Genomic DNA, 10864 nt, shown 5'->3' with positions numbered 1-10864 from the left:
GCGAGATGCGAGATGCGAGAGAGTATGGCAAAGCCAAATTACAGGCAATAAAAAAGGAGAACCGAAGTTCTCCTTTTCTTAAACCTTTAAGCTAACTCTAAATTATAGAGATGCTTTCGCTTTTTCAACTAGAACAGCAAATGCTGCTTTGTCGAATACTGCGATGTCAGCAAGAATCTTACGGTCGATCTCGATAGATGCTTTCTTTAGGCCATTGATGAAACGGCTGTAAGATAGACCATTTTGACGAGATGCCGCGTTGATACGTGCAATCCAAAGTTGACGGAATTGACGTTTCTTGTTGCGACGGTCACGGTAAGCGTATTGACCAGCTTTGGTAACTGCTTGGAAAGCTACGCGGTAAACACGTGAACGTGCTCCGTAGTAACCTTTAGCTTGTTTTAGAACTTTCTTATGACGTGCACGAGCTTGTACACCACGTTTTACGCGAGGCATTATGCTTCTCCTAAACTAAACGAATTTATAAACTAAAAAGAATTAAGCGTATGGCATCATACGTAGAACTTGAGCAACTTCACATTTAGGAAGGATCGAGTTCGGACGTAGCTGACGCTTGTTCTTAGTAGTACGCTTAGTCAGGATGTGACGTTTACCAGCGTGCTTAAACTTAATACCACCAGCAGTTTTCTGGAAACGCTTAGCAGCACCTTTGTTGGTTTTCATCTTAGGCATGATGAATAACTCCGCATTGTTGAGTTGTTAATAACATAGTAATTAGGGCGAATAAAACCCCGCAACCTGAGGCTGCAGGGTTTAATTACTTGCAAAGCCGTTAATTACTTCTTTTTAGGGGCCAACACCATGATCATCTGGCGACCTTCAATTCTCGTTGGGAAAGATTCGACTACTGCAAATTCTTCAGTATCCGCTTTCAAACGATTAAGAACGTCAACACCGATTTCTTGGTGAGCCATTTCGCGGCCACGGAAGCGAATTGTTACCTTCACTTTGTTGCCGTCTTCTAGGAAACCAGTCAGGTTGCGTAGTTTTACCTGATAGTCTCCAATATCAGTTCCAGGTCGGAATTTAATTTCCTTGATCTGAACCTGCTTTTGCTTTTTCTTCTGCTCTTTCGCAGCTTTGCTCTTCTCGAAGAGGAACTTACCGTAGTCCATCACACGACAAACTGGCGGCTCGGCGTTAGGGCTGATCTCTACGAGATCCATACCAGCTTCATTTGCAGCTTCCATCGCTTCAGCGATTGTTACTACACCAACAGCTTCGCCGTCTGCGCCAGTTAGACGCACTTCACGAACGCCACGAATGTCACCGTTTAAACGGTGCTGGTTTTGTTTGGCCGGTTGTTGGCCACGTCTTCCGCCTTTAATAGCTATTCCTCCAGATTGAGCTTACGGTTTGAAACCTCGGCTTGGATGTATGAAATAAAGTCATCCACTTTAAATTTACCAAGGTCCTTACCTTTACGTGTACGTACTGCAATTTCGCCGGCTTCCATTTCTTGGTCACCACACACAAGCATGAACGGTACACGTTTCAAAGTATGTTCGCGGATTTTAAAGCCAATCTTCTCATTTCTCAAGTCTGCTTTGACTCTAAATCCACTTTTTTGCAGTTTTTTCGCAATTTCTTGTACATATTCAGACTGTTTGTCCGTAATGCCCATAACAATTGCTTGTTCTGGCGCCAACCACGTTGGGAAGAAGCCAGCGTATTCTTCAATAAGAATACCAATGAAGCGTTCTAGTGAACCTAAAATCGCGCGGTGGATCATAACTGGCGTGTGACGCTCGTTATCTTCACCTACGTAAGTTGCACCTAAACGTTCTGGTAATGCAAAATCGAGCTGCACTGTACCACATTGCCATGCGCGGTCCAAACAATCATGCAAAGTAAATTCAATCTTAGGTCCGTAGAACGCACCCTCGCCTTCTTGAATCTCGTATGCAATCTCCATCGCCTCAAGCGCTTGCTTAAGATCGGCCTCTGCACGGTCCCACATTTCGTCTGAACCTACGCGCTGTTCTGGACGAGTAGATAGCTTAACAACAATGTTTTCGAAACCGAAAGTTGTGTAAGTATCGTAAACCATTTCAATACAAGCTTTAACTTCTTGCTGAACTTGGTCTTCAGTACAGAATACGTGAGCATCATCTTGAGTGAAGCCACGAACACGCATAATGCCGTGAAGTGCGCCAGACGGCTCGTTACGGTGACATGAGCCGAACTCAGCCATACGTAGCGGTAGATCACGGTAAGATTTCAAACCTTGGTTGAAGATTTGAACGTGACCAGGACAGTTCATTGGCTTAATCGCGTATTCACGGTTCTCTGAAGAAGTAGTGAACATCGCTTCAGCGTACTTATCCCAGTGACCAGAACGTTCCCAAAGAACACGGTCCATCATTAATGGGCCTTTAACTTCTTGGTAATCGTACTCAGTCAGCTTCTGACGAATAAATACTTCTAGCTCACGGAAGATAGTCCAACCATTGTGATGCCAGAACACCATGCCTGGTGCTTCTTGCTGCATGTGGAATAGATCTAAGTGCTTACCGATTTTACGGTGATCACGCTTAGCCGCTTCTTCTAGGCGCACTAGGTGAGCCTTAAGCGCTTTCTTGTCGTGGAATGCAGTGCCGTAGATACGTTGAAGCATCTTGTTGTCACTGTTACCACGCCAGTAAGCACCCGCTACGTTAAGTAGCGTGAAGTGTTGGCAGAAGCCCATATGTGGAACGTGTGGACCACGACACATATCGATGTATTCTTCATGATGGTACAGGCCTGGACGATCGTCTTTAGAAACGTTCTCATCCAAGATTTCGATTTTGTAAGTTTCGCCGCGAGCTTCGAATGCGTCACGCGCTTCCTGCCAGCTAACTTTCTTCTTAACAACCTGGTACTTGGTCTTCGCTAGCTCTTTCATGCGCTTTTCGATCTTTTCTAGATCGTCTTGCGTTAGAGAGTGCTCAAGATCGATATCGTAGTAGAAACCGTTATCGATAGTAGGACCGATCGCCATTTTCGCTTCTGGAAAAAGCTGCTTAACCGCGTGGCCTAAAAGGTGAGCACAAGAGTGACGAACGATTTCAAGGCCATCAACTTCATCTTTAGCTGTGATGATTTCTAGGCTTGCATCGTTTTCGATAAGATCACAAGCATCAACACGCTCGCCGTCTACACGACCAGCAATGGTAGCTTTCGCAAGACCAGGACCGATTGATAGGGCAACATCTAGAGTTGATACAGGGTTGTCAAATTGACGCTGACTACCGTCAGGAAGAGTAATAATTGGCATTATTTGTCCTTTACAGTGGTGTTGCACACCAAGCAACACATGAAAATGTTTAATATATGTCTTTCAATCAACGAGTACGCTGATTGGGGATATATGCATAATAAATATACCCACATAGAAGCAAATACAGATGCCCTATTTGTAGGTATCCGAGCATTGTAACGAAATAATATAAAATGACAATGATGCGCTGTGGGTATGGCGCCGAAGCCGCCCCTCTCCCCTGCAGTCAAATTCAGGCAATTCGCACGCCTATCGTGTTATAGACGCAATAAGTCTTCTTGCATAGGATTGATGAAGCGAAACAAAAGAGGTAAATGTAGGGTATTGATATTCTGAGCCTCAACCATTCTTTTTACTCTGAACAAAAATATAGACTCATAAGAGTAATTTTTGGGAGTATTTTCGTCAGTGGTTTGGCAAATGACTTATTGGCAGGGAACACTATTTGGGGCTGTAATACATCTAACCTAGAGATTAAATTTAGCCCCGATGCATTAAATCGCTTCTTCGCACAATTTTGCTGACTTTGATTTAGACAGACTAGTTTCTTTTTTTATCATAGCTGCACATTTTTCACCGATCATAATAGACGGTGCATTAGTATTTCCCGACACAATAATAGGCATGATAGATGCATCCGCTACTCTTAAGCTTTTTAGCCCATGAACTTTTAGCTCATTATCAACGACTGCCATTGCATCATTGCCCATCTTACAAGTACCAACGGGGTGATAGATGGATTGACTGTATTTTGTCGCAGCTTCCAACAATTGTTCATCCGTTTGATACTTTGAACCTGGTACAAACTCTTCAGAAATAACCGAAGATAAAGGACTCGCATCGGTGATTTCTCTCGCTACCTTTATCGCGTTTATTGCAACAGCTTTATCTTTAGGGTGCGAGAGATAGTTAGGTTGGATACTAGGGTGCACGGAGTAGTCTTTGCTGGTGATCTTCACACGACCACGACTTTCAGGACGCAATTGACAAACCGAAGTAGTAAAGGCCGAAAATGGGTGCACTCCTTCTCCAGGTTTGTCCGCACTGAGTGGCTGCATATGAAACTGTATGTCAGGCCTTGTTAAGTCAGAGGAAGACTGAGTGAAAATACATACCTGACTAGCAGCCAACGTTAAAGGACCTTTGCGAAACAGAGCATATTTAACTCCCACTGTCAGTTTATGCAAAGGTGTTCTCAACTCATCGTTCAGTGTTGTACAACTAGTTTTGTAGACCAGACGAATTTGTAAATGGTCTTGAAGGTTTTCTCCAACTCCAGGTAAATGATGAACGCAATCAACACCTACTGCTTCTAACTCCGCTCTGTTGCCAACTCCAGACAACTGTAATATTTGCGGTGAGCCAATTGCACCAGCACTGACAATAATCTCTTTAGCTGCCGAAACATACATTGCTTTTCCATTGCAAAAAAATTCAACACCTTTTGCTGTCTTATCGACAATATCAAGCTTGGAGGTATGTGCATGAGTCAATATTGTTAAATTATGGCGCTTTCGAGCCGACGTTAAAAAAGCTTTTGCACTGCTGCACCTCAACCCATTAAATGCTGTCTGCTGAAAATAGCCTACTCCTTCTTGGTTCTCACCATTAAAATCATCATTCCAAGGAATACCTACCTCTTGAGCTGCCTCCACAAATCGTTCGGCAATATCCCGTTTCAGTCTAAGATCTGACACTTTCAACGGCCCATCCACGCCATGGTACTTATCTTTTCCTCGGCTTTGACATTCAGACATTTTAAAATAGGGAAGCACGTCGTCATAACTCCACCCCTCATTACCAAGCGACGCCCAGTCGTTATAATCTTCTTTTTGCCCACGTATATATAGCAACCCGTTCAAGGAGCTGCTCCCACCAAGTACTTTGCCTCTAGGCCATTGTAATTGTCGATTATCAATACCTTCATCACGATCGGTTAGATAACACCAATCAGTTGACGGGTTGTGCATGGTTTTAAAATAACCAACCGGGATATGAATCCAAGGATTCCAATCTCGACCACCAGCCTCAAGTAATAACACTGAAACATCTGGATCCTCACTTAAACGACTAGCAATTGCGCACCCAGCCGACCCCGCCCCTACAACAACATAATCAAAGACACCCACATCCTTATGTAACCTTCCCATAACAAAATCTCCTTTGTATTTTCATAAATCGAGACACAGCGTCCCAAAAAACATAAACCAATAACAATAATTAGTAAATATCGAGAGAATATGAATTGTTTTTTGTTGACTTATCGCACACTAATAACAATCCAACTTGGACATTTAACATTTTTTAAACAAGTGTAATTGGGCTATTTACATGAATCAGGATGGGTACATGAGAACTTCAAAAGACAAACCATATAGCCGACGCGACTTTTTTAATGTTGCAAAGCGTGCCGGGCTTACATCAGCTTTATTCGCTGCAGGGACATTAGGGACAGGGGCTACCTTAAGTAGCCTGGCAAATGCGTCGGAAAGCGTATCTCGAACTCGAGAAAAAAAAAACCAATCGTAGTCTTAAAGTTTGGAGCCTCTGGCTTTAATGAACAAAACTTAGATATCCAAAAGTCGGGACAATTATTTTTCGCTAGAGATCTTGAAGAAAGAACAAATGGTGAAATACAAGTTGAATTCTTTGGCTCCAATCAACTATGTGGGCAATTGGATTGTATAAGAAAAACTCAGCAAGGAATCGTTGACATATATTCCGCATCTACACAAAACTCCGCTGCTGGTGCGCCATACATGAATGTTCTTGATTTTGCATACATGTTCCCTACGCGAGCTTCGCAATTTCATTTTTTTTATGACAAACGAAGCGAATCATTGTTTCGTGAACCATTACGTAAACGCCACAACATTCAATTCCTATTCACGCACTGTGACTTACGTGGACTCATGTTAGGCAACAAATGGAAAGACAAACCCTTGGTTACATCGCTAACCGATATTCAAGGCACCAAAAACCGAGTAACAGGAACCCAGTTAGGGCGTATCGCCATGGAGCAACTCAATCTCAACCCTGTACCAGTTGCCTGGGCTGAAACAATTGATGGGCTCCGACAAGGACTACTTGATGGTGCGGAAACTTGGATGAGCGCAGCGGCATATTCAGGAATGACATCAGTAATATCTCAAGCGATCGATTTACGCATGTTCTCTGGCAACGAGAGTACAGCTATGAATTACGACGTTTTTGAAAAGTTAAGCGATAAACATAAAGAAGCGGTCATGGAATCTGCATATTGTGCACAAATTTTTACTCACGGAATGAATGAAGGTGGGTTGTACGAAATTATTGGTGCACAAACTCACCCTAACGAGAATACGCAATTCCGACAAAATAATATCCGCTTTGCTGCACTTTCAGATGAAGAGAGATTTAAGGCTGAACAAATATGCTCACCGGAATATAACCCAGAACCATGGCAAAAATGGCGTAATCGTTTAAATGCTTGGGCAGGCGATATTGATATCTATAAAGAAATTCACGGGATTGCTAGAGAACTCCCTAAAGACGCAGCGGTAGTCAACGTCAAACCACAACGTTGGTGGTTAGGTTAATACTCTGACAACCCATTAAATAAAACTAAGGCATGACATCATGAATGAAATCATCAGCACTGCCGTCCACCCGGCAACCTCAGTCAAAAAGTGTTTGTATTGGCTAGATAACAACATAGAAAAATATCTCATTGTGAGCAGCTACTCTATAATGACTGTCATTATCTTCGTTGAAATAATCAGACGTTTTTTCTTTAGTATTCAGGCTCCGTGGAGCACTAGTATCCCTGTACTACTATTTTTATGGCTTACCTGGGTCGGCGCAGCTGTCAATGTCAAAAACCGTACTCACTTATCGCTCACCGAAATTAGATTACGCCTCCCTTATCAAGCGCAATTTGTATGCCTCATATTAGATGCCGTTCTCTGGCTAGTTTTTGCGGGCGTCGTTCTTTATTTTGCAACGGATCAGGTAAGGATCGCTTACGACAATTTTGCAATTGTTCAAGGAACTGACGATGTCATGCAGTGGTGGTTTTATATGGCAACACCAGTAGGCTGGACATTAATAATCTATCGAGTGATACAGAACTTCTTCCAAGATTGTAAACGGTACATAAATAATGAGCCATTGATAATCCAGACATCATTAGCGGAGAAAGAAGCATGAGTGAAGGTGATTTGATTAGCATTATTAGTGTCATCGTTTTGGTTCTATTTCTAGCAGGCATCCCTATATTTTTAATCATTGGGCTATGGGTTGTTGGGGTTAGTATCGTCATTGACTTTACCCTCGCTAACATCGGTGTAACGCTATTTGAGGGGTTAAACTTTTTCGGCTTACTAGCATTACCTCTTTTCATTCTAACCGGCGATCTAATTAATGCTGCAGGCATTGCAAAACGACTCTCTGATTTTGCGTACTCTATTTTGGGTTCCATTCGTGGTGGTATGGGTATGGCTGCGATTGGAGCTTGTGGGATGTTCGCAGCCATTTCCGGGTCTAATGCTGGGACAACAGCCACAATTGGCTCAATAATGGCTCCAGAAATGAAAAAGAATGGTTACGACGAAAGATTTTCTGCAGCCACAGCAGCATCAGGAGGAACTGTTGGAATTATTATTCCGCCGAGCGTGATATTCATTGTGTATGGCTTCATGATGAACCTTTCCATAACGGATCTGTTTATTGCAGGAATGCTGCCAGGTAGCCTCATGGTATTAGCGATGATGTTCGCATGCCATCTAGTTGCTCGAAAACAAGGATGGGGAACAGTTATTCCTTTTGTCGCAAAGACCAGTTTCAAATATGCAAGACGCGCTTACCTCGGCTTCATTACTATTGGTGTAGTCGTCTACGGCATTTACTCTGGAGCATTCTCACCAACAGAGGCCGCTGCATTCACCGTTGGGTTCACAATTATCGCAGGCTGTATTCTGACCAAAGACTTACATTTCAAAAACATTCCTTCTGTGATGCTCAAATCAGGGCAGATTACAGGGATGCTAGCACCATTAATCGCGATTTCTGTCGTCATGCAACAATTACTTTCCATGATGGGAGTCGGTGAAATAATTGGTAACGCACTTAATGGATTCGGAAGCTATTACGCAGTCTTATTTATGTGTATGGGGATTATACTTTTAGCCGGGATGCTCTTAGAAAGCTTACCGGTTACCATTATTTTAGCTCCAATTCTCGCACCTATTGCCACAGGCATTGGCGTCGATCCGATTCATTTTTCAGTTATCTTCTTAGTCGGAGCTGCAATTGGTTTTGTCACACCACCGTTCGGCTTAAATTTATATGTCGCAAGTAGCGTAACCGGGATCCCTTATGGTAAGTTAGTTCGGTTTGTCATACCTTACTTCACAGCGCTATTTATCTCGTGGGTTTTGATTGCTTTATTACCGAGCATTTCATTATTCTTGGTTCAATTTGGCGGCTAAAGTAGATTAACCGAATTTGCAAGCAATGACCCATTGCTTGCAAATTTATCAGAAAAAACAAAGGAGAAGCAGCATGAGCAATAACGAATCGTCAAGTAATTCAGCACTGTCACGTGCATTTAAGATTACTGAGTTCATCGCTAGTGAGACACGCCCCGTTACAGCGGTTGATATTGCTTTGTTCCTAAACCTTCCTAAGGCCAGCGTACACCGGATACTCAGTCAACTTGAAGAGGAGGATATTATTGCGAGAGATCTCCAAGGTCGCTTCTTGTCTATCGGTTCTCGATTTAAAAAAATGTCTCTAGACGTCCTGTCACATTTTGATGGGCGCGCACCTCGCCAGATGGTTTTAAAAGAATTAACAGACGAAATACAGGAAACCTGTAACTTATCCGTATTAGATGGATATGAATTGTTGTATTTTGAGCGTGTTGAGGCTAATTGGCCTATGATGGTCAACTTAAAATTAGGCTCGAGGTTACCTCTGCACTGTACTGCTAGTGGCAAGCTATTTTTGGCCTTAATGCCAAGAAATAAACGAAAGCAGATACTTTCGACCCTAACACTAGAACCACAAACAAAACATTCGATTACCAACGTCGACGACCTAAACAGAGAGCTCGACGAGATTGGGATTCGTGGTATTAGCATCGACAATGAAGAGCTCATTGAAGGTATGGTTGCCATTGCAGTCCCAGTTTGTGATCAAGACGGAAATATGATTGCAGGCATGGCAATACACGCACCTACATTGAGGTTGAGTGTTAGTGACTTACTCACTAAAGCCGGTAGGTTGAAGCTTGCAGCAAAAAAACTAGAAAGCCTAATGACATTTCAATCCCAGATTACCGATGAGGCGGTAGAGTAACGTGACACGAATAGATGTATCCCAATAGGCCTAAATACCGAGTTCACAAACGAGCACAAGTTAAAATAACAAAGTAACAGGTAGTATTACTTCAATGACTCTTCATTAATCTACAGTGCCTTTGAGCACCGTGGTCTTCATCTCTCTACTTTTAAAACTCACCTTTCGAACTAAGCTATAGATAAGTGACGGAATACGGATGAGGTGCATATGGAGAGACAGGCTACTTTTATATCGTTAATACCCTCTTTGCCGTTAATCATAACTGCTGCTATTTACACTCCAGCGGCTTGGGCCAATAAAGATTACGGCCCCTTAATCAGTTATACTCAAGCACCATTGCAGTCTGTTCGTCTCACTCCGGCACTTCGCTCTGGCTTCCCCCTCAAAGAGAATAAAGTTGAAATATTTACCGCCTTAACTGCCGCGAGTATCTGGGCCAATTCCCACGACTACCACTTAGACTATTATCAGAATCAGCTTCACACTGGTTTGCGATGGCAATTAACTAAAACGTGGCAAGTAGAATTCAATTACCGCTACCTTTACGCCGCCAACAATAACCTAGACAAAATCACCATCAACTTTCATGACCTATTCGACATCGACCAAGCAGGACGCGATCGTAAAGAACGGCATCAATTTGATATTCACGCACCAGACCACGATATCAATATTAGAGACTTCTCCGGCGATACGCTGACTAGTGCTTTCACCCTCTACACTCAATACCAAATCATAGACCTTGAAAACCACGGTTTATCCTTTGGTGTATCCCTTTATCACAACAATGTCAGCCACGGTGCCTTTGAAGGAAGTAGCTCCGAGCAAAGCGCTCAATTCAACTATGCCTACCAACTCGATATCAATACCTTTTACACAAGCTTAGGGCTCGCCAATCAGTCAAATCGAGATGTAGAGAATGGCTTTGCACATAAGAAAACAACATGGTCATGGATGGGCGGCTATCAACTCACACTATTTGAAAATCATGAGTTACACCTTGAATATAGATGATATGAAGGCGCAGAAGGCGGTGAAACTGAGTTTTCAGAGGCCGCGAATGAAATGATGTTTGGATATAGGTATCTAATGCAACGCTCAGCAGTCGAGATATCCATTATCGAAAACATCTTCAACATGGACAACTCCACCGATGTTGCCTTCCAGCTGGCCTATCGTCATCAGTGGTAAGTCCATTTATGGTCGAGATAGTAGAATTAAAAAGGTTCATCGCGGCTT

At 42.9% G+C, this 10864-nt stretch carries 9 protein-coding genes and 1 pseudogene; 5 read left to right on the top strand and 5 right to left on the bottom strand.

Features of this window, described 5'->3' with window-relative positions:
- Nucleotides 1-102 precede the first annotated feature (102 nt).
- From rplT to AB4249_RS21675, 5 genes are all read right to left on the bottom strand, one after another.
- A complete protein-coding gene (rplT, locus tag AB4249_RS21695; protein ID WP_004733517.1) occupies nucleotides 103-456 on the bottom strand; it encodes a 50S ribosomal protein L20 in 354 nt (117 codons plus the stop codon).
- Nucleotides 457-498: 42 nt separating this feature from the next.
- On the bottom strand, nucleotides 499-693 hold the full coding sequence (gene rpmI / locus AB4249_RS21690) for a 50S ribosomal protein L35 (protein ID WP_004738430.1): 195 nt from the start codon (nucleotides 691-693) through the stop codon (nucleotides 499-501).
- Nucleotides 694-797: 104 nt separating this feature from the next.
- Nucleotides 798-1349 carry a translation initiation factor IF-3 gene (gene infC, locus AB4249_RS21685; protein ID WP_086713544.1) on the bottom strand — a complete coding sequence of 184 codons (552 nt, stop codon included), beginning with the start codon at nucleotides 1347-1349 and terminating at the stop codon, nucleotides 798-800.
- Between the two features lie 2 nt (nucleotides 1350-1351).
- Nucleotides 1352-3280 (bottom strand): threonine--tRNA ligase, encoded by a 1929-nt coding sequence (thrS, locus tag AB4249_RS21680; RefSeq protein WP_372104760.1) that lies wholly within the window; start codon nucleotides 3278-3280, stop codon nucleotides 1352-1354.
- Nucleotides 3281-3777: 497 nt separating this feature from the next.
- Complete coding sequence (locus AB4249_RS21675) at nucleotides 3778-5433, bottom strand: GMC family oxidoreductase (protein WP_102320511.1); 1656 nt, start codon at nucleotides 5431-5433, stop codon at nucleotides 3778-3780.
- A gap of 345 nt (nucleotides 5434-5778) precedes the next feature.
- On the opposite strand from AB4249_RS21675, the gene AB4249_RS21670 reads away from it, so the two are divergent.
- The 5 genes and pseudogenes from AB4249_RS21670 to AB4249_RS21650 all read left to right on the top strand — a co-directional run bounded on the left by AB4249_RS21670 (nucleotide 5779) and on the right by AB4249_RS21650 (nucleotide 10816).
- Entirely contained in the window at nucleotides 5779-6861 is a 1083-nt protein-coding gene (locus AB4249_RS21670) for a TRAP transporter substrate-binding protein (protein WP_372104763.1), read from the top strand.
- A gap of 40 nt (nucleotides 6862-6901) precedes the next feature.
- Complete coding sequence (locus AB4249_RS21665; RefSeq protein ID WP_017059783.1) at nucleotides 6902-7471, top strand: TRAP transporter small permease; 570 nt, start codon at nucleotides 6902-6904, stop codon at nucleotides 7469-7471.
- Nucleotides 7468-8751 carry a TRAP transporter large permease gene (locus tag AB4249_RS21660; RefSeq protein ID WP_017059782.1) on the top strand — a complete coding sequence of 428 codons (1284 nt, stop codon included), beginning with the start codon at nucleotides 7468-7470 and terminating at the stop codon, nucleotides 8749-8751. The genes AB4249_RS21665 and AB4249_RS21660 overlap by 4 nt, the downstream gene beginning before the upstream one ends.
- 73 nt (nucleotides 8752-8824) lie before the next feature.
- Nucleotides 8825-9622 carry an IclR family transcriptional regulator gene (locus tag AB4249_RS21655; protein ID WP_017059781.1) on the top strand — a complete coding sequence of 266 codons (798 nt, stop codon included), beginning with the start codon at nucleotides 8825-8827 and terminating at the stop codon, nucleotides 9620-9622.
- Nucleotides 9623-9832: 210 nt separating this feature from the next.
- A pseudogene (locus tag AB4249_RS21650) lies at nucleotides 9833-10816 on the top strand (DUF3187 family protein).
- Nucleotides 10817-10864: the final 48 nt, after the last annotated feature.

The sequence above is a fragment of the Vibrio sp. 10N.261.55.F4 genome, assembly GCF_041470465.1.
GTDB classification, from domain to species: Bacteria; Pseudomonadota; Gammaproteobacteria; order Enterobacterales; family Vibrionaceae; genus Vibrio; species Vibrio crassostreae_C.
Note: the sequence above shows the minus strand (reverse complement) of the source record. Positions and strands in the feature narration are given on the sequence as shown.

What these genes read in the sequence shown, in the direction of transcription:
- rplT (WP_004733517.1), bottom strand. Translation starts at nt 456, where the DNA reads ATGCCTCGCGTAAAACGTGGTGTACAAGCTCGTGCACGTCATAAGAAA.
- rpmI (WP_004738430.1), bottom strand. Translation starts at nt 693, where the DNA reads ATGCCTAAGATGAAAACCAACAAAGGTGCTGCTAAGCGTTTCCAGAAA.
- thrS (WP_372104760.1), bottom strand. Translation starts at nt 3,280, where the DNA reads ATGCCAATTATTACTCTTCCTGACGGTAGTCAGCGTCAATTTGACAAC.
- AB4249_RS21675 (WP_102320511.1), bottom strand. Translation starts at nt 5,433, where the DNA reads ATGGGAAGGTTACATAAGGATGTGGGTGTCTTTGATTATGTTGTTGTA.
- AB4249_RS21665 (WP_017059783.1), top strand. Translation starts at nt 6,902, where the DNA reads ATGAATGAAATCATCAGCACTGCCGTCCACCCGGCAACCTCAGTCAAA.
- AB4249_RS21660 (WP_017059782.1), top strand. Translation starts at nt 7,468, where the DNA reads ATGAGTGAAGGTGATTTGATTAGCATTATTAGTGTCATCGTTTTGGTT.
- AB4249_RS21655 (WP_017059781.1), top strand. Translation starts at nt 8,825, where the DNA reads ATGAGCAATAACGAATCGTCAAGTAATTCAGCACTGTCACGTGCATTT.